Below are 20,633 nucleotides of genomic sequence, written 5' to 3'. Positions count from 1 at the left end.
TTCGATCGCGAGACGGAGTGCGACGTCGTCAGCTCCGGTGGATGACCGTCAGCGTACGGGGTGCCCGGCCGCGGGGACCAGCCAGATGGCGCGCGCCGCGACCTCGCCGAGGTCGACGGTGGAGCCCGCGGCACGGATCGAGATCACCCCGGCGACCGTGCGGCGCTCGACCACCGTGACCGGCGCGTCGAGCAGCAGGTCCACCGACTCGAGGTAGCGCAGCAGGCCCGGGTCCGCGTCGGAGATCCGTGCGACGGCCCACTCCCCCGGCTCGACGTCCCACAGCACGCTGGCCGCCGGGACGTCGACCGAGCCGTCGGAGCCGGGGATCGGATCCCCGTGCGGGTCGCGGGTGGGGTGCCCGAGACGTGCCGAGAGCCGCTCCACGAACAGGTCGGAGACCGCGTGCTCGAGCACCTCGGCCTCGTCGTGGACCTCGTCCCAGCCGTAGCCGAGCATCTCCACCAGGAACGTCTCGACCAGCCGGTGGCGGCGGACGACCGCGAGCGCGTGGCGCTCGCCGTCGGCCGTGAGCTCGACGGCGCCGTAGGGCTGGTGGGTGACCAGGCCGCTGTCGGCGAGCCGGCGGACGGTCTCGGAGACGGTGGAGGCCCCGACGCCGAGGCGGGTGGCCAGCATCTTGGTGGTGACCGGCTGATCCGACCACTCGCGAGCCGACCACACGACCTTGAGGTAGTCCTGCGTGACGGCGCTCAGCTCGGGTGTCGTCGGCGTGCTCACGGCGACCAGCCTAGGGCGCGACCCACCACGTCCGGCTCACCAGCCGTCGACGCTCCAGTGCCACGGCTCGCCGGGGAGGTTCTCCAGGCCGTAGTCCTGCGCGTGCCGGCTCAGCCAGGCGAAGGCCGGCGACCCGGACCGCAGCACCGATCCGGCGACGGTGAAGTCGAGGGCGAGGCCACGCTCGTGGCGCGAGGTGCCGGGCGGGGCGGTCTGCGGGCGGCAGGTGACCACCGAGGGGTCGGCCTCGGTGGCGCTGCAGTTGGCGGCGCGCAGCGCGATCTGCTGGCTGGAGCTTCGCCAGCCCCAGGCGCGCAGCTCGATGCCGTCGGCACGCGCGGCGGTCATGAGCGCGTCGACGGCGTCGGCGAGGCACGCGTGGACCCGCACCCCGAACGCGGTGACGACGGTGTCCGCCTGCGGGACCGGCCCGGACACGTCGTCGCAGTCCGTGGCCACCTGGCTGCCCGCGACGAGCTCGACCGGGACGTCGACGCGCCACAGCTCCTGCCCGGTCGGCGCGCGCAGCAGCATCGCGCCCTCCTCCAGCTGGAGCGTCGCCCCCGGGTGGCCCGGCGTCGCGCTGGCCCACAGGACCGCGCCGTCAGCGCCGGTGAGCACGACGTCGCCGTCGCCCTGCACCGCCAGTGCCGTCGCGCCGGGGGCCTCCGCGGTCCAGACGACCGTGTCGTCGTACGCGAGGACGAGCCCGGCGGCACCCAGCTCGAGGTGCAGGTGCCCGTCGGGGGACGTGAGCCGGCCGCCGGCGGCCAGCGGCGTCCCGGCGGCCAGCGCGGGCGGACCGACAACGGTCCCGGTGCTCCACACGGCGGTCCCGGCGACGTCGTACAGGACGAGGTCGCCGTCGTCCTGCAGGACCAGGGACGACCCGGGGTGGCCGGCCGTGCGGCTGCGCCACAGGCGGTCGCCGTCCGGGTCGGCGACGACGAGGTTGCCGTCCTCGCTCAGGGTCAGGGTGGCGCCCGGCTGGTCGGTGCCCGTGGACCACCGCGTCGCGGCGTCCGGGCCGAGCAGCGCGACGTCGCCGTCGTCGAGCACGAGGAGCGTGTGGCGGCCGTCGGGCGAGGACAGGGCGTCCCCCGGCTCGAGGACACCGCCCGACGGGAGGATCGACGGCCGCACGGCGGTCCCGGACTCCCACACCTGGGTGCCCTGCGGGTCGAGGACGACGAGGTCGCCGTCGTCCTGGAGGACGAGCCGGGACCCTACCGTGGCGGGTGCGTCCGGGCGCCAGGTGACGGTGCCGTCGGGTGCCGTCAGCGCCACGTCGCCGCTCGGGGCGACGACCAGGGACGAGCCGGGCACCGCAGGGCCGGACACCCAGCGCGGCTCGGGCTCGGCACCGAACAGCGCGAGCACACCGTCGGGCTGGACGACGAGCGTCTGGGTCCCGTCCGCCGAGACGAGCCCCTGCCCCGACCCGAGGGACTCGCCGGGGCGCAGCTCCCCCTCGCCGGAGGCGGCGGACGCCGACGGGGCGAGGGCGAGGGTGCCGACGAGGACGCAGGCGCAGGTCAGCGCGGCGCGAACGACGGGACGCGCTCGCGCGTCCCGCTCCCCACCGCCCACCCGCACGGCTCCTCGGGTCACCTGTCCACCCCCTCGCACGGACCGACCTGACAGGAGCTCAGGCCGGCACGCACACCCACCCTAGGTCAGGGTGACCCAGATCACACGGGTGAAGGGCCGACGACCTGAGGCGCGAGAGGACCGGGCCACTGCAGGCGGGGCGAGACGGTCGCGGTGGTGTCCGGGTGCACCTGGACCAGCTGGTAGTCGACGAACCGCCGGGTGTCGGGATCCCAGCGCAGCACCGTCATCTCGGCGACGCCGTTGAGCGGTCCGACGGTCGCCTGGCCCAGGGTGGCGCCGGCGGTGCTCGAGCTGATGTAGCGGACGCTGCGGCCCACCCGCTCGGGACCGTACCGACGGTGCAGGTGCCCCGAGATCTGCGCGGCGGCACAACCGTCGTCCAGGGTCTGCTGGCCGACGGCGGGCGTGTGGATCAGCAGGAGGTCCACGCCGTCGGGGTCGTCGCAGGCGACCTCGGCGAGGCGCTGCGCCTCCTCGGACGCGGTCTCCTTGCCCGCCTGCGCCGTGCCACCGGCGCCGACGCGCGTCTCGTTGGGGTCGCTGTCGCCGAGGATGCGCAGGCCGTCGACCTCGACCACCGCGCCGTCCAGCACCGTGGCTCCTGCCCGTGCGTAGTTCTTCGACGTCTCGGCGGAGTCGTGGTTGCCCGGCGAGGTCACCAGCTGCACGCCGTCGGGGACGGCGCGCGCGAAGGTCGTCACGCAGTACTGCTCGACCGAGGTCCCGTTGATCGTCGTGTCACCGGCGTCGAGGACGAGGTCGGCCTCGGAGCTCTCCACCACCGTCCGGATGAGCGGTGCCATGCCGACGTTGCAGTGCAGGTCGGAGACGACGACGACGGTCACCAGGTCCTCGTCGTCGGCCGGTGCGCTCGCCCGTGGCTCCGGGCTGCCGGTCGGGGACGGCTCGGGGTCGGCGGCCAGGAGCTCCTCCCGCTCGTCCCAGGCGGCCTGCACCGACGCGTTCGCCTCCGCGTAGAACTTCTCGTTCTTGCGCAGCTCCGCGACCACCTGCCCGCCGTAGGTGTCGATCACACCGCCGAGCCGTCCCGTCACCCGAGCCCCCTCGAGGTGCGTGCCGTCGAACACCGACGAGGCCCGCTGGGACACCGACGGCCGGTCGCGGCGCCCGAGGCTCGAGGTGACGACGGTGCCGACGAGCGCGACGACGACGACCCCGACGACCGCCGAGCGCAGGTGCGGCCGCAGCCGGTCGTGCAGCTCCGCCCGGCGCGCCGCACCGACCAGCAGCCGGGCCAGGTACCAGCCGCCGACGAGCACCGCGAGCGCCAGGGCGGTCCGCCCGAGCGCGTCGACGCCCAGCGCCCGCGCCACGTCCTGGATCGTCCCCTGCGGGCCGGAGAAGAACTGCAGGTAGCTCTGCAGGTCTCCGCTGAGCGCCGCCAGGGTGCGCGCCGGGGTGAGCTCGGTGACGGACGCCGGGATCTCCTGCACGGTCACCCGGACGCCGAGCGTCAGCGGCAGGGGCGAGTCGATCTCGAGCGTGCCGAGCGGGCCGAGGTCGATGGTCACCGTGTCGTCGGTGGTGACGTCGTACCGGGCCTCGTGCGGGCCCAGGCTGCTCTCGACGGACGCCGTCGTGACCCCGAACGTGAGCGCGACGAGCACGGCGGCGACCACCACGAGAGCCCGCGGCCACCACCGTCGCTCGACGCCCGGCTCCGGGCTGCGCGGCTCGCTCATCGGGGCCGAGCCTATGCGGGTGGCCGCGGATCAGCCCTGCGCGTCGCGCCAGGCCACCCACTCGGCCGCCAGCGACAGGTCGTAGTCGGGCCCGCTCGTCCCGACCGTGAAGAGCGTGACCCCGGCCGCGACCAACGCGTCGGCGACCTCGCTCGGCGGCGCCCCGACACCGACCGACCGCTCGACCAGCGCGGCGGTGTCCCGGCCGACGGCGGCGCCGTGCTCGTCGAGGATCGCGCTCTTGCGGATGAGCGTGTCGACGTCGCCGAACGAGTGCCACGCGTCGGCGTGCTCCGCGACGACCCGCAGGGTCTTGCGCTCGCCGCCCCCGCCGATCAGGACGGGGATCTGGCGCGTCGGGACCGGGTTCGACGCGGCCCAGCGCGCCGTGATGCGGGGCATCGCCTGCGCGAGGTCCGCGATCCGGGAGCCGGCGGTGCCGAACTCGTAGCCGAACTGGTCGTAGTCCTTCTCGAACCAGCCGGCACCGATGCCGAGGATCAGCCGACCTCCGCTGATGTGGTCGACCGTGCGGGCCATGTCCGCCAGCAGCTCGGGGTTGCGGTAGGAGTTGCACGTCACGAGCGCGCCGATCTCCACCCGGCTGGTCTGCTCCGCCCAGGCGCCGAGCATCGTCCAGCACTCGAAGTGCTTGCCGTCCGGGTCCCCGCTCAGCGGGAAGAAGTGGTCCCAGTTGAAGATGACGTCGACACCGAGGTCCTCGGTGCGGCGCACCGCGTCGCGGATCTGCGCGTAGTCGGCGTGCTGGGGCTGGAGCTGGACTCCGATGCGGATGGGGTGCGTCATGGTTCCGAGCCTACGGATCTCCCGGCTCGCCGCACGGACAGGATCTGACCTCTTCTGCGAGGAGGCTGGGTCCACGACCTCACCGAAGGAGTTCTCCATGGACATGAAGCTCGAGCTCGTCAACGTCCCCGTGACGGACATCGACCGTGCGAAGGCGTTCTACGTCGACCAGGTGGGCTTCGTCGCCGACCACGACGTCCCGGTCGACGAGACCCTCCGGTTCGTGCAGCTCACCCCGCCCGGCTCGGCGTGCTCGATCGTGCTCGACGTGAGCATGACGTCGATGCCCGCCGGTGCGCAGCAGGGTCTGCAGGTCGTCGTCGACGACGCAGACGCGACCTACGAGTACCTGGTCGGCCGCGGGGTCGCGGCCGAGCCGGTGGTCGAGTACCCGTGGGGCCGGTTCACGTTCTTCGCGGACCCCGACGGCAACCGGTGGGCCGTGCAGCAGATCATGCGGGCGTAGTCGCCGACGTCGCCGTGATGAGCAGCTCCGCGGCCGCGCGGATCTGCTCGATCTGCTCCGGGGCGAGCCCGAGGCCCTCGACCATCGCGGCCGGGATCCCGACGGCCGAGGCCCGCATGGCGCGGCCGGCGTCCGTGACGACGATGTCGAGCGCGCGCTCGTCGTCGGCGGCCCGCTCGCGCCGCACGAGGCCCATCGACTCCAGGCGCTTGACCAGGGGTGACGTGGTCGCGGGCTCCAGGTGCAGCAGCGCCGCCAGGTCCTTGAGCGAGAGGCGGCCGTACTGCCACAGCGCGAGCATCGTCAGGTACTGCGGATGGGTCAGCCCGAGGGGCTCGAGCAACGGTCGGTAGAACGCGACGAGGCTCCGGGCGGCCGCCGACATGGTCAGGCAGACCTGGGCCTCGACGGCGAGCGGATCGTCCATGTGGCTCATCCTAGGTCGTGCACATATAGTTAGGGCACGAACTACCGAGGAGCCCCCATGCCGAAGAAGCCGCGCCGCGACCTGACGGAGTGGTTGCTGACCTACCTGGGACCGGCGCAGGTGGGCAACCCGCGCGGTCCGCGCAAGGTGCTGTCCGACGACGAGGTGGCCCGGGACGCCGAGCTCCAGCAGCAGTTCGACCGCGTGGTCGACGCCCGCGGTCGGACGTTCCTGGTCGAGCGCGGGACTACTGGTACGTGACCAGGTCCGGGACCGGCTGGACCTGGTAGGTCTGGGTCGGGTCCAGCATCGGGACGTCCTCGTCGTAGAAGTTCTTCCAGCCCCAGTGCACGGGCGGCGCGTCCGTGCGCAGCGCGTTCCAGGTTCCCGCCTTCGCCGGCTGCGAGCCCTGGCCGTCGACGTGGATCACGATCGCCAGCTCGTCCCGGGACGTGTCGAGCCGCGCCCGTTCCTGGATCATCCGGCCCGCGAACTGGTGCAGGACGAGCATCTTCTGCGGCAGCGCACGCTGGGCCGTGAAGTCCGCGAGCCACGTCGCGACGCCGTTGACCTCGTCGACGCCGACCGACCCGATCTGCCGCAGGTGCACCTGGTCCGGGGCCAGGCGCCACTCGGGGTCGAGAGCGAGGCCCACGTACGGGAGCGCGAGCAGGTCGGCGTACTGCTGGGCCTGCGTGAGGAAGTCGGTGCGGCCCGGCTGCAGGTCCAGGACCACGGCCATGCCCGCGGCTCCGGCGGCCTCCACCAGCGGGCGGAGCTCCTCGACGGGCCGCTCGCGCGAGTAGTTGCCGTCCTCCCCCGGTCCGGCTGACGCGATGGTGGCGATGATCTCCACCGCGGGCACGACGGCGTCCGCCGTGAGCGACCGGTATGGCGCGGCGGTGGCGTCGGCGCGGGCCAGCGTGGCGGGCACGTCCTGCTCCCCCAGCACCCCCAGCGCCGACGAGCCGGGGGTCCCGTACAGCGCCACGTACTTCTTGCCCGGCACCCCGGGGACCTGCGGGAACACCAGCTGACCGCCGCCGCCCAGCAGCGCCCCGGTCGACGCCGTGGCCACCCGGCGGGCCAGCCGGTCCGCCGGGCCGAACGCGGCGCCGAGCGCGATCGTGCGCTGCGGCGCGGCCGCAGCGAGGGCCTGGACGCCGGGCGTCGTGGCACGCGGGTCGCCGCCCGGGGTGTCGAGCACCGGCACGCCCGCTGCTCGCAGCGTCGCCAGCGCGGGGAGCGGGTCGACGCCGACCCCGGTGAGCGCGACCGTGCCGGTGACGGCCGCCGGCGGACGGACCGGCGGGAGCGCGGGTTGCGGCGACGCGGTGGGCGAGGGTGGCGGCGACGCGCTCGGCGACCGGGTCGACGATCCTGACGGGCTCGGCGAGGGCGCGGGGACGGGCACGGCACCGGCAACCACCAGCACCGCCGGCCGCGGGCCTGCGAGCGCGCGGACGGCTCCCGCCTCCTGCCCCGCGGCGACCTCGGTCGCCGCCCCGAACCGCATCCCCGTGGCCGCGCGCAGGGCGTCCGCACCGGCACCGGCGGCGACGAGCACCGCCGTCAGCTCGTCCGGAGGCGTCAGGGCGGCCGCTCCGACCACGACGACGGCCTGCGTCCCGAGCCGCGTCAGCTCGGCGAGGACCGGGGCCGCGTCGAGCCCGGGTCCGGTCACCAGCACGGGGGCGCCGAGCGCGACGGCCGCCGACGCGGCGGTGAGCTGGGCGGCGACGTCGTCGACCGGCGCGACGACCACCACGGGTGCCGCGGCGAACACCGCGCGCGACGCCTCGAGCGCCGCGTCCTGCGGCGTCACCCCGGGCAGGACGGTCGCCGGCTCGGGCGGTGCCTCGAGCCGGGCGGAGACCGGCGTGGGCGTCGGCGTCGGGGTGGGGGTCGGTGCGGCTGTGCTCGGCGTCGGCGTCGGCCCGACCGCACCGTCGTCCGTGCAGCCGGCCAGAGCGAGCACGGGGAGCACGGCGACCAGCGCGACCACCACGGAGGCGCGACGGCCCATCGGCACAGCTGTTACCTCCTGGTCGCGGTCGACGGCCAGCATACGAGGGAGCCGACGTCGGACCCGGGAGCGGTCCGGCAGCACGCGCGCCAGGGGGGCCGTCGTGCCACGCTCGACGGATGGGATCCGGACGCGAGGTCGTGCAGACGTACGTCACGACCCAGGTCGAGCGGCTCCTTGCCGCGGTCCCCGCCGTGCGGGACGGGGACGACGACGCCGTCCACGACGCACGGGTGTCCACCCGTCGGCTGCGCGCGGCACTGTCCGTGTACCGCCCGGTGCTGGACCGGGCGGTCACCGACCGGTTGCGCGACGAGCTCGCCGAGCTGGGCCGGGTGCTCGGCGCCGCACGGGACGCCCACGTCGAGCGGCACGCGCTGCGCCGCAGGCTGTCGCAGGAGGACCCGTCGCTCGTGGTCGGACCCGTCGAGCAGCGGATCGACGAGGACCGCACGGCCGCGCGCCTCGCCGCGCAGGACGCTCTCGACGCCTGGCTGGCGTCGGCACGGTTCACCGAGCTCCTCACGACGCTGACCGAGGACCTGCCGGGCGGCCCGAAGGCGGCCCGCGACGCCACCACGGTCCTGCCGCGGCGTGCCCGCCGCGCGTGGGACCGCCTCGACCACGCGATGGAGATCGCCGCGGCCTGCGAGGACCCGGAGGACCGCGACGAGGCGATGCACGAGGTCCGGAAGGCGGCCCGTCGCGCGCGGTACGCCAGCGAGGTCGCGGCGGAGGCCGTCGGCGCCCCCGCCCGCCGCAGCGCGAGGCGGGCGCACCGCGTGCAGGAGGTGCTCGGGACGCAGCACGACGCGGTGACCCGGCAGGAGACGCTGCGCCGGCTCGCCCACCAGGCCGAGCTCGACGGGGAGAGCACGTTCACGTACGGGCGGCTGCACGCGCTGGAGCAGCGTGCCGGTGAGGCGGCGCAGGAGGCCGCGGCGAAACCGCTGCGGCGCGTCGCGCGACACGGCCACCGCCGCTGGATGGGCTAGTCGGTCGGCTCGACCGTGCGGTGGTTGTGCCCGAGGCTCTCCAGGAACCGGGGACCGTGGGCCGCCAGCTCGGACTCGTAGGCGGCCGACCACGTCCCGTACGGCGTCCCCGCCAGCGCGTCGTTGGAGAACCGCGGGTCCGACGTCACCTCGGTGACGCAGAAGTCGGGGATGGTCAGGTCGGTGACGGGTCCGCCGCGCTCCACCTCGGCGATCATCAGCGGCGCGTTGCCGCCGGCGAACGTGTCCACCACCCAGCCGTCGTCGCCCAGCCACACCGAGTGGCGTGTCTTGGCCACCCGCGCGCCGCCGCGTCGCACCAGCTCGATCCCGACGGAGACGTCGAGCTCGCGCTCGGCCTCGTAGCGGGTGCCCTCGTTCATGGGCCCCTTGACCGTGATCGCGCAGAAGTCCATCTGGTCGGCGTAGCGGTCGAGGATCGCCAGCTCGTCCAGCCCCTGGTCCAGCACGAGCCCCGCGACGGTGGCCTGCACCCGGACGCGGATGGCGAACCCGGCGTCGGCCAGCACGTAGCTCTGCACGATGAGGGCGGGCGACTCGTCGAGGAGGTCCGGCGGGACGTCACGCGCCCAGAAGCGACGCTCGAACTCGAAGTCGCCGTAGCCCGTGTCGCTCACCCTCCGAGGGTATCGGCCGAGGTCACCGCGGGCGCGCACATCGGGTCACGCCGTGCTGAGCGGCTGCTCACTCCGTGCTGACCGCGTCGAGGACGGGCAGGCGGGCGGCTCGGACCGCGGGCCACAGCGCCGCGACGACCCCCACCACCACCGCGAGCGCGAGCATCAGCGCGAGGCTCCCCCACGGGACGGCGAGCGTCCGCAGCCCCACGTCCGCGAACACCGTGGGCAGCGTCGCCGCCAGGGCCACCCCGAGGACGAGGCCGACGGTCGTGCCGAACACGGCGGTCAGCACCGACTCCAGCGTGATCGTGGTACCCAGCTGCAGCCGGCCCAGACCGACTGCGCGCAGCAGCCCGATCTCCCGGGTGCGCTCGATCACGGACAGGGCGAGCGTGTTGACGATGCCGAGCACCGCGATGACGACCGACAGCCCGAGCAGCGCGTAGAGGATGACGAGCACCCGGTCCACCTGCTCGGCCAGGTCGGACACGAACTCCTCGCTGTCCATGACCGAGACGACGACGTACGGGCGGACCGCCGCGGTGAGCTCGCCGCGGAGCGCCTCGACGTCCGCCCCGTCGGCCGCGGTGACGAAGACGGTGGTCACCCGCTGCTCGTCGGGCGGGAAGAGCGGGTCCAGCACGTCCTGCGACACGACGAAGGGCACCCCGAACGCGGGCGAGTCGATGACCGCCCCGATGGTGAGCGTCTCGACGCCGGACGAGCCGACGAACCGCAGCTCCTCCCCCAGCGACCAGTCCTCGTCGTCCATCGTGGTCCGCTGCACCGCGACCTCGCCCGCCGCGAGCGCGCCGGGGAAGTCGCCCTCGACCACCTCGGTGCGGATGCTGCGGCCGACGGCGGTGGGGTCGATGCCCGTGACGGCGAACGGGGCGTCGTCGACGAGCACGCTGGCGGTCGCGAACGTGTCGGCCGCCTTGACGTCGGGCAGTGCGCGGACGTCGGTGATCGCCTGCTCCGGCACCGTGCCCTGCGCGGCGCCGCGCAGGATGTAGTCGGTCGTGGCCTCCTGCGTGACGATGGCGCTGGTCGAGGCCTGCGTGGTCGCCGCGATCACCGCGGCAGCACCGACCAGGGCCATGCCCACCATGAGGGCACCCGCCGTGTTGGCCGTGCGTCGCGGGTTGCGCGTGACGTTGCCGCGCGCCAGCGGACCCACGGGCCGCCAGGCCGCGAACGGCATCGAGACCACCCGCAGGAACCCGCGCGCCAGCACCGGCGACGCGGCCAGCACGCCGAGGACGACCGCACCCGCGCCGATCCCGAGCACCGCCCCGGCGCGGTCCGCCGTCGGGTCGAGCAGCGCCACCACCACGGCGGCGACGCCCAGCACCACCAGCGCGATCCCGACCGCCGCCCGCCGGGTCAGCGAGCGCTCCGGCAGCAGCACCTCGTCGCGCAGCGCCTCCACGGGCGGGACGAGCGCCGCGCGGCGGGCAGGCAGGGCCGCCGCGAGCACGCTGACCAGGGTCCCGACGAGCACGGAGACCACCAGCGTGAACCCGTCGACCGGAACCCGGCCCGTGAGGTCCATGCCGAACGTGCCGAGCACGCCCCGGAGAACCACGACGAGCCCCAGCCCGCCCGCCACGCCCAGGATCGCGCCGACCACCCCGACGATCGCAGCCTGCAGGACGATCGACGTGAACACCTGCAGCGGTGACGCGCCGACCGCCCGGAGGAGGGCGAGCTCGCGCGTCCGCTGCCGGACCCACATGGAGAACGTGTTGGCGATGATGAAGCCGCCCACGAACAGCGAGATGCCCGCGAACACCAGCAGGAACGTGGTGATGAACCCGAGGACCGTGAGGATGTTCGCGGTCGACTGCTCACGCACCTCGTCCCCGGTCACCGCCTCCGCCGGGACGCCCGAGGACGCCAGGGCGGGTGCGAGCCGGTCCACCAGCTGCTGCTCGGACAGCCCGTCGTCCGCGAGCACGGCGATGGTGGCGACCGTGCCGTCCGGCGCGAACGAGGCCTCGGCGGTCGCCGGGTCGAGGAACACGACGGTGGCACCGGCCAGCGCGGCTCCCAGCCCGATCTCGCCGACGACCGTCACCGGCCGGACCTCGCCGCCGACCACCACGCTCGTCGCGTCACCGACCGCCAGCCCCGACGCGCTCAGCGTCGCCGACTCGACCGCGATCTCGTCGGCGGCCTGCGGGGCGCGTCCGTCGACCACGTCCACGGCCGGGTCCCGGGAGTCGTAGGCGAACGCGAAGCTCGGCGCCTGCGTGCTCTGCACCGCCGTGCCGTCGGCGCCGACCAGCACGAGCGGTCCCTGGACGTCGGGCAGCACCGCGGCCACGCCGTCCACCGCCTCGAGGTCGCCCACCAGCGTGAGCGGGACGGGGTTGCGCACCTCCGGGCTGATCCGGTCGGGACCCCCTGTCCCGCCGGCCGCCTCCGACCCGCGGACGTAGGCGTCCCCCAGCGTGGTCGTCGCCACGATGTCCGTGAACGTGGAGCTGAGCATCGTGCGCAGCGCGAACGTCCCGGCGACGAACGCCACCCCGAGCGCGACGGCGAGCACCGACAGGCAGAACCGCACGAGGTGCGCGCGCACCCCCCGCAGGGCGACCCGGACCATCAGGGCGCGCCGGTGGGACGGGCCGTGAGTCCTGTGAGTGCGGCGAGGACGCCCTCCGCCGTCGGGTCGCGCAGCTCGCCCACCAGCCGCCCGTCCGCGAGAAACAGCACGCGGTGCGCGTAGCTGGCCGACGTGGGGTCGTGGGTGACCATGACCACCGACTGCCCCAGGTCGTCGACGCTGCTGCGCAGGAAGCCCAGCACCTCCGCCGCCGACGTGCTGTCCAGGTTCCCCGTCGGCTCGTCGGCGAACACCACGGCCGGTCGTGCCACCAGGGCCCGTGCGCAGGCCACACGCTGCTGCTGCCCGCCGGACAGCTCGCTCGGCTTGTGCCCCAGCCGGTCGGTGAGGCCGAGCGTCTCCACCACGAGGTCGAGATGGGCCTGGTCGACCTCCCGGCGCGCGATGTCGAGCGGGAGCGTGATGTTCTCGAGGGCCGTCAGCGTGGGCACCAGGTTGTACGCCTGGAAGACGAAGCCGATCCGCGTGCGGCGCAGCGCCGTCAGCTTCCGCTCCGACATGCTGCTCACCGTCTGACCGTCGACCACGACCGTCCCGGACGTCGGCCGGTCCAGCCCCGCCAGGCAGTGCATCAGCGTCGACTTGCCCGATCCGGAGGGCCCCATGATCGCGGTCAGCTCGCCACGGACCAGGTCGACGTCGACCCCGTCGAGCGCCCGGACGGCGGTCGCCCCGGCACCGTAGACCTTCACCAGCTCGTGCGCGGACGCGATGACGGGAGTGGTCATTCGGGCGCGTTCCTCCTCGTCAGACGGTCCTCGGGGTCCGATCGTCTCCTGTGACGCTCGACACCGCGAGCGGTCCCGAGGCGGCTGGTGTGAGAGGGTAGGCGCACCAAGGGCTGCGCGAACCTGCGCGCCCCGCGTCGTGGAGGTCCCCCGGAGCACCCGCTCTGGTTGCTCTGGCGGCGGACCCCGACCCAGCCCCGAGAGGCTCTCTCTATGACTTCGTTCACCGACCTTGGCGTGCCCGCTGCCCTCACGGCAGCACTGACGGCACAGGGCATCACCGCCCCCTTCCCCATCCAGACCGCCACGCTCCCCGACTCGCTGGCGGGCCGCGACGTCCTCGGCCGCGGCCGCACCGGCTCCGGCAAGACCCTGGCGTTCGCCCTGCCGCTCGTCGTGCGGCTCGCCGCCACGGCTGGCAAGGGCAAGGCACCGCGGCGCCCGCGGGCCCTCGTGCTGGCCCCGACGCGCGAGCTCGCCTCGCAGATCGACGCGACCGTCGCTCCCCTGGCCAAGGTGCTCGGCCTCAACACGACCGTCATCTTCGGTGGGGTGTCCCAGGGCAAGCAGACCTCCGCGCTCAACGGCGGCATCGACATCGTCATCGCCTGCCCGGGACGCCTCGAGGACCTGCTGAACCAGAAGGCCCTCACGCTCGACGACGTGCAGGTCACCGTGCTGGACGAGGCCGACCACATGGCGGACCTCGGCTTCCTGCCCGGCGTCAAGCGCATCATGGACAAGACCCCGAAGGCCGGCCAGCGGCTGCTCTTCTCGGCCACCCTGGACAAGGGCGTCGACCAGCTGGTCAAGCGGTACCTGACCTCGCCCGTCGAGCACTCCGTCGACAGCGCCGAGTCCCCCGTCGCCGCCATGACGCACCACCTGTTCGAGGTGCGCGACGCCGACGCCAAGAAGCAGGTCGTCCACCACCTCGCCTCCGGCACCGGCCGCCGCGTGCTGTTCATGCGCACCAAGCACCAGGCCAAGAAGCTGGCCAAGCAGCTGACCATGGACGGCATCCCCGCCGTGGACCTGCACGGCAACCTGGCCCAGGGCGCCCGCGAGCGGAACCTCGAGGCGTTCTCCTCCGGTGCCGTCCGGGTGCTCGTCGCCACCGACATCGCCGCGCGCGGCATCCACGTCGACGACATCGAGCTCGTCGTGCACGTCGACCCGCCGGCCGAGCACAAGGCGTACCTGCACCGCTCCGGCCGTACCGCCCGTGCCGGCTCCGGTGGTGACGTCGTCACGATCGTCCTGCCCGAGCAGCGCGGGGACGTCCGCCAGCTCACGCGTGCCGCCAAGATCACCGCGACGCCGAAGCCCGTCTTCCCCGGCGACGCGACGCTCACGCGTCTCGTCGGCGAGGTCGCCGCGCCGGTGAAGTACGTCGCTCCGCCCGCGCAGCCGGCCGGCGGTGGCGGCGGGGGCGGCGGTGGACGTGGCCGTGGCCGCGGCCGCGGTGGCGCTCCCGCAGCGGCCGCTCCGGCAGCCGGGTCCGGCCAGCGTCGCCGTCGTGGCGGCAGCGGTCGGGGCTCGGGCGGCTCCGGCGCGTCGACGTCCGGCGGACCGCGCGTCGTGTACTCGCGCGGCTGACGAACCTGCAGATCAGAGGCCGGTCCGATTCCTCGGGCCGGCCTCTGGCGCATCCACGACGCGGGGCCGCATGATGATCCCGAGCGTCTCCGACACCCGGGAGTGACCATGCCGAACCCCACGGCCACCTGATGGCGATCATCTCCCGCGGGTTCCGCGGCAAGCGCGACGTCGACCCCCGGATCCCGCCCGGCCAGTACCTCGAGCGGGGCTTCCCGGTGCTGTCGGCCGGCCCCACGCCCCGCGCCGACCTGTCCACGTGGACCTTCTCCATCACCGCCGGCGGTGCCCCCCGGGCGTCCTGGACGTGGTCGGAGCTGACGCACCTGCCGCACGACGACATCGTCAAGGACATCCACTGCGTGACCAAGTGGAGCAAGCTCGACTCGGCGTGGCGCGGCATCTCGCTGGACACGCTGCTCGACGGCGTCGAGGTCGCCCCCGAGGAGCAGTACGCGATGGCGCACTGCGACGGCGGCTACACCACGAACGTCCCGCTGGCGGACCTGCGCGGCGGCAAGGCCTGGATCGCCTACCAGTACGACGGCGCTCCCCTCCCGCCCGAGCACGGCGGTCCCGCCCGGCTGCTCATCCCGCACCTGTACTTCTGGAAGTCGGCCAAGTGGGTCCGCAGCCTCGACCTCATGACCGAGGACACGTGGGGGTTCTGGGAGCGGCTCGGGTACCACGCCTACGGGGACCCGTGGAAGGAGCAGCGGTACTGGGGGGACTGAGCGTGGACACCCTGGACACTCCTTCCGACAACCAGCTGTACGCGCTCCCGTGGATGGTCGGCACGCTGGTCGCCCGCACCGCCGAGACGCCCACCGCCATGACGCTCGAGATCGACGTCCCCGGCTGGCGCGGTGCCCTGGCCGGCCAGCACGTGGACGTCCGCCTGACCGCCGAGGACGGGTACTCCACCCAGCGCTCCTACTCCCTGGCCTCGGCCGGCACGATGGGGCTCCCCGGCGTCCCCCCGGACCCCGCCGCGCACGGCAGCCGGATCGCGCTCACCGTGCAGGTGGTCGACGGCGGCGAGGTCTCCCCGTACCTGACCGAGGACCTGCAGGTGGGCGACCAGATCGAGCTCCGCGGACCGGTCGGGCACTGGTTCGTCTGGCAGCCCGCCGACCCGCACCCCGTGCAGCTCATCGGGGGTGGGTCCGGTCTGGTCCCGCTCATGTCGATGCTGCGCACCCGCCGGCTGGCCGGAAGCCGGGCACCGTTCCGGCTGGTGGTCTCCGTGCGCACGCCGGCGGACGCGATCTACGCCGACGAGCTGGAGGCCCTCGGGGGCGACGTCGAGATCACCCGGGTGTGGACGCGTCGGGCACCCGAGAGCTGGACCGGTCCGGTGGGCCGCATCGACGCCGCGCTGCTGGAGGCCGCCTGCTTCCCGCCGGACGAGCGCGCGCACGTGTTCGTCTGCGGCCCGACGCCCTTCGTCGAGGCCGTCGCCGACACCCTGGTCGACCTCGGCCACGACCCGGAGCGCATCCGCACCGAGCGGTTCGGACCGACCGGACCGTGAACGCAGGAAGGACCCGGCGCAGGCCGGGTCCTTCCGAGCGTCGGGGGCGGTCTGGTCAGCCGGTGTTCTGCAGACCGGCGGCCACGCCGTTGACGGTGAGCAGCAGGAGCCGGCGCAGGTCGTCCGCCTGCTCCGGGGCGTCGCCCGTGCGCAGGCCGCGCAGGGCGCGCAGCTGGAGCAGCGAGAGGGCATCCACGTACGGGCTGCGCAGCTGCACCGCACGGCCGAGGATCCGCCGGCGGGACAGGATCGCCTCGCTCTGCGTGATGGCGAGCACCCACTGCCGGGTCAGCGCCATCTCGTCGAGCACCAGCTGCGCCAGGTCGTCGCGGTCCCCGAGCGCCAGGTACCGCTCGGCGATGCGCTCGTCGGTCTTGGCCAGCGACATCTCGACGTTGTCGATCATCGTGGTGAACAGGGGCCACTGCGCGTACGCCTCACGCAGCTCGTCCAGGTCACCCGCGGCCGCCAGCGCGGTGCCCAGGCCGTACCAGCCGGCGAGGTTGATCCGCGCCTGCGACCAGCTGAACACCCACGGGATGGCGCGCAGGTCGTCCAGCGACTCGACCGACAGGCCGCGGCGCGCGGGCCGGGAGCCGATCGGCAGCAGACCGACCTCCTCCAGCGGGGTGACCTCGGCGAACCACTGCGGGAAGCCCGGGGCCTTGACCAGCTCGTGGAAGCGGACTCGCGACGACTCGTCGAGCTTGGCCGCGAGCGTGGCGAACCGCTCGGTCGCGGCCGAGTTGCGGCGCTCGACCGACGGCGCCCCGGCCAGCAGGGTCGCGGCGGCGACCTGCTCGATGTGCCGGGCCGCGATCACCGGGTCGCCGTAGCGCGCGAAGATGACCTCGCCCTGCTCGGTGAGCTTGAACCGGCCGTCGACCGACCCCGGCGGCTGCGCGAGGAGAGCGCGGTTGGCGGGGCCGCCCCCGCGCCCGAGGGCACCGCCGCGGCCGTGGAACAGCGTGAGGACGATGTCGTTACGCCGGGCCCACTCCGTGATGCGGCGCTGGGCGGCGTCCAGCGTCAGGGTGGCGGACACCGGACCGACGTCCTTGGACGAGTCCGAGTAGCCGAGCATGACCTCGACGCGACGCCCGTTCTCCGCGAGCCGGCGCTGCACCTGCGGGAGCGCCAGCGCGCCCTCGAGGATGTCGACGGACGCCTCGAGGTCCGCGAACGTCTCGAACAGCGGGATCGCGTCGATGACGGGAGCGTCCACCCCGGCGAACGCGATCTCCGCCAGCTGGTAGACCGCCGCGAGGTGCTCGGCCGACTGCGTGAACGACACGATGTAGCGACGCGCCGCGAGCACCCCGTAGCGGCGCTGCACCGCACCGATGGCGCGGAACGTGTCGATGACCTCGACCGTGCGCGGCTCCAGGGTGCCGTCGATGCCGTTCGCGGCGAGGTCCGCCAGCGCGGCGGCGTGCACCTGGGAGTGCTGACGCACCTCGAGCTCGGCCAGGTGGAACCCGAAGGTCTGCACCTGCCAGAGGAGGCGCTGCAGGTCGCCGTAGGCCGCACGCGTCGCACCGGCCTCCGCCAGGGAGCGCTGCACGACCGCGAGGTCGGCCTCGAGCTCGGTGGCCGAGCCGTAGCCGAGGTCGGCGTTGCGCGTCCGCGTCGCCGCGATGCGCTCGGCCAGGAAGTAGACGACCCGGCGGTGCGGCTCGTTGGGGGCGTCGCCGGCGATCCGCGTAGCCAGCGGCGCGGACAGGCCGCGCTGGCGCTGCCACAGCGCACCCAGCTCGGCCGAGCCGGGCGTCCCGGAGGCGTCGAGCGTGAGGCCGTGGGCGGTCTTGCGGGCCGAGGACTCGAGCTCCAGCAGGGCGTGCTCGGACGCCATGGCCGCGGCCGTCTCGGTGATCTCGGCGGTGACGTTCGGGTTGCCGTCGCGGTCGCCACCGATCCAGGTGCCGAGGCGCGCGAACGAGCGCACCGCCGGAGCCGTCGTGCCCGCGGCGTCCGCCAGCAGCCAGTCGTCGAGGCGGCGGTAGACGGCGGGCAGCACCTCGGCCAGCGTCGCCTCGAACACGTTGATCACCGTGCGGACCTCGTCCAGCACGGACGGCTTGGCCTCGCGCAGCGGGGCGGTGCGCCACAGGGTGTCGATCTCGCTCAGCAGCCGGCGGTCGTTCTCCGCCAGCGACATCCCGCCCGTGTAGCGCAGGTCGCGCTCGGCGACGAGCTCGGCGATGCGGCGGATGGCGCTGGACACCGCCCGGCGACGGGCCTCCGTCGGGTGCGCGGTGAACACCGGCCGGAACTCGAGCTCCGCGAGCCGCTGCCGTGCGACGTCCTCGCCCACCTCGTCGGCCAGCTGCGCGACCGCCGACGGCAGCGAGTCGTCCGGCGCCAGGTGGTGCGGCAGGAGGTTGGCCTCGCGGTCCCGCAGGACCCGCACGCGGTGGAACTCCTCCGCGGTGTTGGCCAGGTGGAAGTAGCACGTGAACGCGCGGGCGACCTCCTCGGCACGGGCCAGGCTGAACCCGGCGACGAGCTCCTCGGCCTGGGCCAGCGCCCCGGCGTCGGGGCCGTTGTGCGCCCGGATCGCGAGCTCGCGCAGGTGCTCGACGTCGGCGAGCAGGTCGTCGCCGCCCGCCTCGCGCAGCACGCGGCCGAGGAACTCGCCGAGCACCCGGACGTCGTTGCGCAGCGGCTCGGGCACCTCGTGGCTCACGGGGCTCGTGGCGGAGCCGGTGGCGCCGTCGGCGGCATGGCTCTGCACGGTGTCGCTCGGGGGAAGGGGTGCGGTCACGGGGCAAAACTAAGGCACGCGGCCGGATCCGGTCCCTGCAGTCCGAGCGATGGGCAGTGTGACGTAGTCGATGACGTCGTCAGGCGGCGGACCGTGCCGTCGTGCGACCGTGTCCCGGTGCGACACATCATCATCGGGACAGGTGCAGTGGGCGGCGTGGTCGGAGGGCTGCTGGCGAGCGTCGGGAAGGACGTCGTGCTCGTCGCGCGCAACGCGCAGCTGGAGGCTCTGCGGACGCGGGGGCTCGAGGTCACGACGGCCAGCGGCACCGTGCGGGTGGAACCGCCGGTCGCCGCCGGGCCGCAGGACGTCGAGCTCCGTGCGGACGACGTGCTGGTGCTGGCCGTGAAGAGCCAGGACACGCCCGCCGCGCTCGGCGACTGGGCGGACCGCCCCGTGGCCGGCGGCGGGACGGCCGCGGAACGGCTGCCCGTCGTCTGCGCGCAGAACGGCGTGGACAACGAGCGCGAGGCGCTGCGCCGGTTCGCCTCCGTCGTCGCGATGTGCGTCTGGCTCCCCGCGACCTACCTCGAGCCCGGCCGCGTCTCCGCGGGCGGGACCCCCGTGCCCGGCGTCCTCACGGTCGGGCCGGCCGCCCCCGTCGCCGACCCCGACCTGGTCACGGCCTACGCCCGCGACCTCGTCGGCGCCGGGTTCGACGCCCCCGTGACCGCGGACGTCATGCAGTGGAAGTACCGCAAGCTCCTGTCGAACCTGGGTAACGCCGTCGAGGCGCTGTGCGGCACCACGCGCAACGACGCGGTCGCCGAGCTGTCCGCCCGGGCCGAGGCCGAGGGCCGCGCGGTGCTGAGCGCCGCAGGCGTCGCGGTGCTCGACGAGGCCGTGCACGACGCCGCGCGGGCCGGCTTCCGGATGACCCGGCTGCCCGGGCAGGAGCGCACCGGCGGGTCGTCGTGGCAGTCCCTCGTGCGCGGCACGGGGTCGATCGAGGCCGACCACCTCAACGGCGAGATCGTGCTGCTCGGCCGGCTGCACGGCGTCGCCACCCCGGTGAACGCCGTCCTGCAGCGGCACGCCCGGCAGGCGGCTCGCACCGGAGCCACCCCCGGCTCGACGACGGCCGGCGCCCTGCTGAGCGAGACGTCCGTCTGAGCGGGAGCGACGACGGGCACGGCACCTGTCGGTGCCGTGCCCGCCGCGCGCGACCTGACCCCTAGAGCGTCAGGAGGCCGTGCAGGTGACGCTCGGCCACGTCCAGGTCCCACCGTGCTGGACGGTGAACCCGAAGGTCGTGGACTGACCGGCCGACAGCGCACCGCTGCCGCTCGGCCGCATGGTCATGACGTTGCCCGAGGAGTCCCACGTGGGGGACCCGCTCCACGTCGCGATGATCCGCTGCGGGCTGCGGACCGTGACGGTCGACTGCCAGCCGCTGATGTTGGTGTTCGCGCGGATGGTGACGGTGCCGTTGAAGCGGTCGTTCCACTTCTGTCCCTCGGAGTACGTCGCCGTGCAGCTGCCGCCGCCGGTGGGCGGGGGCGTCGTCGGCGGGGGCGTCGTCGGGCCGGGGGTCGTGGGGTTGGGGTTCGGGTTCGTGGTGCCGCCGGCGTTGAGCTGGTTGAGGACGCTGGTGTAGGCGGCCTTCTTGTTGCCGGAGCCGTCGAAGAGCAGCGGGGTGCCGGAAGCGCGCCACGAGTCCGAGTCGCGCACGCCCCACACGGTGATGCCGGTGCAGCGCGCGACGGACAGGCAGGCCTGCACGACGCCCTGGTACTGCTGCGCCTGCGAGCTGCCGGAGCCCTCGATGTCCAGCTCGGTGATCTGCACGTCGACGCCGAGGGCGGCGAAGTTGCGCAGGGTCACGTCGTAGTTGGACGGCACGGGGTTGCCGGAGTTGAAGTGGGCCTGGAAGCCGACGCAGTCGATGGGCACGCCGCGGGACTTGAAGTCGCGGACCATGTTGTAGACGCCCTGGGTCTTGGCGTGCGACCAGTT

Annotated in this window: 18 protein-coding genes; 7 read left to right on the top strand and 11 right to left on the bottom strand. The window is 74.1% G+C overall.

Annotated elements, in window-relative coordinates:
• Positions 1 to 48: 48 nt before the first annotated feature.
• The 4 genes from CXY01_RS00090 to CXY01_RS00075 all read right to left on the bottom strand — a co-directional run bounded on the left by CXY01_RS00090 (position 49) and on the right by CXY01_RS00075 (position 4,865).
• On the bottom strand, positions 49 to 741 hold the full coding sequence (locus tag CXY01_RS00090) for a metal-dependent transcriptional regulator (RefSeq protein ID WP_146925047.1): 693 nt from the start codon (positions 739 to 741) through the stop codon (positions 49 to 51).
• Between the two features lie 36 nt (positions 742 to 777).
• Positions 778 to 2,352, bottom strand: coding sequence for a D-alanyl-D-alanine carboxypeptidase family protein (locus CXY01_RS00085; protein WP_146925046.1), 1,575 nt, complete (start codon positions 2,350 to 2,352; stop codon positions 778 to 780).
• 80 nt (positions 2,353 to 2,432) lie between these two features.
• On the bottom strand, positions 2,433 to 4,058 hold the full coding sequence (locus tag CXY01_RS00080) for a metallophosphoesterase family protein (RefSeq protein WP_146925045.1): 1,626 nt from the start codon (positions 4,056 to 4,058) through the stop codon (positions 2,433 to 2,435).
• Between the two features lie 30 nt (positions 4,059 to 4,088).
• Positions 4,089 to 4,865 (bottom strand): LLM class F420-dependent oxidoreductase, encoded by a 777-nt coding sequence (locus CXY01_RS00075; RefSeq protein ID WP_146925044.1) that lies wholly within the window; start codon positions 4,863 to 4,865, stop codon positions 4,089 to 4,091.
• Positions 4,866 to 4,962: 97 nt separating this feature from the next.
• On the opposite strand from CXY01_RS00075, the gene CXY01_RS00070 reads away from it, so the two are divergent.
• Positions 4,963 to 5,331 (top strand): VOC family protein, encoded by a 369-nt coding sequence (locus CXY01_RS00070; RefSeq protein ID WP_146925043.1) that lies wholly within the window; start codon positions 4,963 to 4,965, stop codon positions 5,329 to 5,331.
• Here CXY01_RS00070 and CXY01_RS00065 read toward each other — a convergent pair.
• Positions 5,318 to 5,758 (bottom strand): MarR family winged helix-turn-helix transcriptional regulator, encoded by a 441-nt coding sequence (locus tag CXY01_RS00065; protein ID WP_307724374.1) that lies wholly within the window; start codon positions 5,756 to 5,758, stop codon positions 5,318 to 5,320. The genes CXY01_RS00070 and CXY01_RS00065 overlap by 14 nt on opposite strands.
• Before the next feature lie 57 nt (positions 5,759 to 5,815).
• Between CXY01_RS00065 and CXY01_RS00060 the strand changes: the two genes are divergently transcribed.
• Positions 5,816 to 6,019 carry a hypothetical protein gene (locus tag CXY01_RS00060; RefSeq protein ID WP_146925041.1) on the top strand — a complete coding sequence of 68 codons (204 nt, stop codon included), beginning with the start codon at positions 5,816 to 5,818 and terminating at the stop codon, positions 6,017 to 6,019.
• On the opposite strand, the gene CXY01_RS00055 is transcribed toward CXY01_RS00060, so the two are convergent.
• Entirely contained in the window at positions 6,006 to 7,826 is a 1,821-nt protein-coding gene (locus CXY01_RS00055) for a serine/threonine-protein kinase (RefSeq protein WP_246124863.1), read from the bottom strand. The two genes, CXY01_RS00060 and CXY01_RS00055, sit on opposite strands and share 14 nt — an antisense overlap.
• 77 nt (positions 7,827 to 7,903) lie before the next feature.
• Here CXY01_RS00055 and CXY01_RS00050 point away from each other — a divergent pair, with 77 nt between their 5' ends.
• On the top strand, positions 7,904 to 8,779 hold the full coding sequence (locus tag CXY01_RS00050) for a CHAD domain-containing protein (RefSeq protein WP_146925040.1): 876 nt from the start codon (positions 7,904 to 7,906) through the stop codon (positions 8,777 to 8,779).
• On the opposite strand, the gene CXY01_RS00045 is transcribed toward CXY01_RS00050, so the two are convergent.
• The 3 genes from CXY01_RS00045 to CXY01_RS00035 form a co-directional block, all read right to left on the bottom strand.
• Positions 8,776 to 9,417: a CYTH domain-containing protein gene (locus CXY01_RS00045; RefSeq protein WP_146925039.1), complete on the bottom strand. Its 642-nt coding sequence runs from the start codon at positions 9,415 to 9,417 to the stop codon at positions 8,776 to 8,778. The genes CXY01_RS00050 and CXY01_RS00045 overlap by 4 nt on opposite strands.
• A gap of 67 nt (positions 9,418 to 9,484) precedes the next feature.
• Complete coding sequence (locus CXY01_RS00040; protein WP_307724373.1) at positions 9,485 to 12,007, bottom strand: ABC transporter permease; 2,523 nt, start codon at positions 12,005 to 12,007, stop codon at positions 9,485 to 9,487.
• A gap of 23 nt (positions 12,008 to 12,030) precedes the next feature.
• Positions 12,031 to 12,780 carry an ABC transporter ATP-binding protein gene (locus CXY01_RS00035; protein ID WP_146925037.1) on the bottom strand — a complete coding sequence of 250 codons (750 nt, stop codon included), beginning with the start codon at positions 12,778 to 12,780 and terminating at the stop codon, positions 12,031 to 12,033.
• Positions 12,781 to 12,993: 213 nt separating this feature from the next.
• Here CXY01_RS00035 and CXY01_RS00030 point away from each other — a divergent pair, with 213 nt between their 5' ends.
• The 3 genes from CXY01_RS00030 (at position 12,994) to CXY01_RS00020 (ending at position 15,913) form a co-directional block, all read left to right on the top strand.
• On the top strand, positions 12,994 to 14,379 hold the full coding sequence (locus CXY01_RS00030) for a DEAD/DEAH box helicase (protein WP_146925036.1): 1,386 nt from the start codon (positions 12,994 to 12,996) through the stop codon (positions 14,377 to 14,379).
• Positions 14,380 to 14,510: 131 nt separating this feature from the next.
• Complete coding sequence (locus CXY01_RS00025; RefSeq protein ID WP_146925035.1) at positions 14,511 to 15,113, top strand: sulfite oxidase-like oxidoreductase; 603 nt, start codon at positions 14,511 to 14,513, stop codon at positions 15,111 to 15,113.
• A 53-nt stretch (positions 15,114 to 15,166) separates the two neighbouring features.
• A complete protein-coding gene (locus CXY01_RS00020) occupies positions 15,167 to 15,913 on the top strand; it encodes a ferredoxin reductase (protein WP_146925509.1) in 747 nt (248 codons plus the stop codon).
• A 55-nt stretch (positions 15,914 to 15,968) separates the two neighbouring features.
• On the opposite strand, the gene CXY01_RS00015 is transcribed toward CXY01_RS00020, so the two are convergent.
• Entirely contained in the window at positions 15,969 to 18,647 is a 2,679-nt protein-coding gene (locus CXY01_RS00015) for a phosphoenolpyruvate carboxylase (RefSeq protein ID WP_371862743.1), read from the bottom strand.
• Positions 18,648 to 18,794: 147 nt separating this feature from the next.
• On the opposite strand from CXY01_RS00015, the gene CXY01_RS00010 reads away from it, so the two are divergent.
• Positions 18,795 to 19,790, top strand: a complete 996-nt coding sequence (locus tag CXY01_RS00010; protein ID WP_146925034.1) for a ketopantoate reductase family protein — start codon at positions 18,795 to 18,797, stop codon at positions 19,788 to 19,790.
• A gap of 69 nt (positions 19,791 to 19,859) precedes the next feature.
• Here the strand turns inward: CXY01_RS00010 and CXY01_RS00005 are convergent.
• Positions 19,860 to 20,633 (bottom strand): endo-1,4-beta-xylanase (locus CXY01_RS00005; RefSeq protein ID WP_186813238.1); only part of this gene is annotated, 774 nt, incomplete at its 5' end.

Origin of the sequence: Cellulomonas xylanilytica (assembly GCF_007989805.1) — a bacterium.
Lineage (GTDB): Bacteria > Actinomycetota > Actinomycetes > Actinomycetales > Cellulomonadaceae > Cellulomonas > Cellulomonas xylanilytica.
This window is presented reverse-complemented; position numbering and strand designations above follow the sequence as displayed.

What these genes read in the sequence shown, in the direction of transcription:
- CXY01_RS00080 (WP_146925045.1), bottom strand. Translation starts at nt 4,058, where the DNA reads ATGAGCGAGCCGCGCAGCCCGGAGCCGGGCGTCGAGCGACGGTGGTGG.
- CXY01_RS00075 (WP_146925044.1), bottom strand. Translation starts at nt 4,865, where the DNA reads ATGACGCACCCCATCCGCATCGGAGTCCAGCTCCAGCCCCAGCACGCC.
- CXY01_RS00070 (WP_146925043.1), top strand. Translation starts at nt 4,963, where the DNA reads ATGGACATGAAGCTCGAGCTCGTCAACGTCCCCGTGACGGACATCGAC.
- CXY01_RS00065 (WP_307724374.1), bottom strand. Translation starts at nt 5,758, where the DNA reads ATGGACGATCCGCTCGCCGTCGAGGCCCAGGTCTGCCTGACCATGTCG.
- CXY01_RS00060 (WP_146925041.1), top strand. Translation starts at nt 5,816, where the DNA reads ATGCCGAAGAAGCCGCGCCGCGACCTGACGGAGTGGTTGCTGACCTAC.
- CXY01_RS00055 (WP_246124863.1), bottom strand. Translation starts at nt 7,826, where the DNA reads ATGCTGGCCGTCGACCGCGACCAGGAGGTAACAGCTGTGCCGATGGGC.
- CXY01_RS00050 (WP_146925040.1), top strand. Translation starts at nt 7,904, where the DNA reads ATGGGATCCGGACGCGAGGTCGTGCAGACGTACGTCACGACCCAGGTC.
- CXY01_RS00035 (WP_146925037.1), bottom strand. Translation starts at nt 12,780, where the DNA reads ATGACCACTCCCGTCATCGCGTCCGCGCACGAGCTGGTGAAGGTCTAC.
- CXY01_RS00030 (WP_146925036.1), top strand. Translation starts at nt 12,994, where the DNA reads ATGACTTCGTTCACCGACCTTGGCGTGCCCGCTGCCCTCACGGCAGCA.
- CXY01_RS00025 (WP_146925035.1), top strand. Translation starts at nt 14,511, where the DNA reads ATGGCGATCATCTCCCGCGGGTTCCGCGGCAAGCGCGACGTCGACCCC.
- CXY01_RS00020 (WP_146925509.1), top strand. Translation starts at nt 15,167, where the DNA reads ATGGTCGGCACGCTGGTCGCCCGCACCGCCGAGACGCCCACCGCCATG.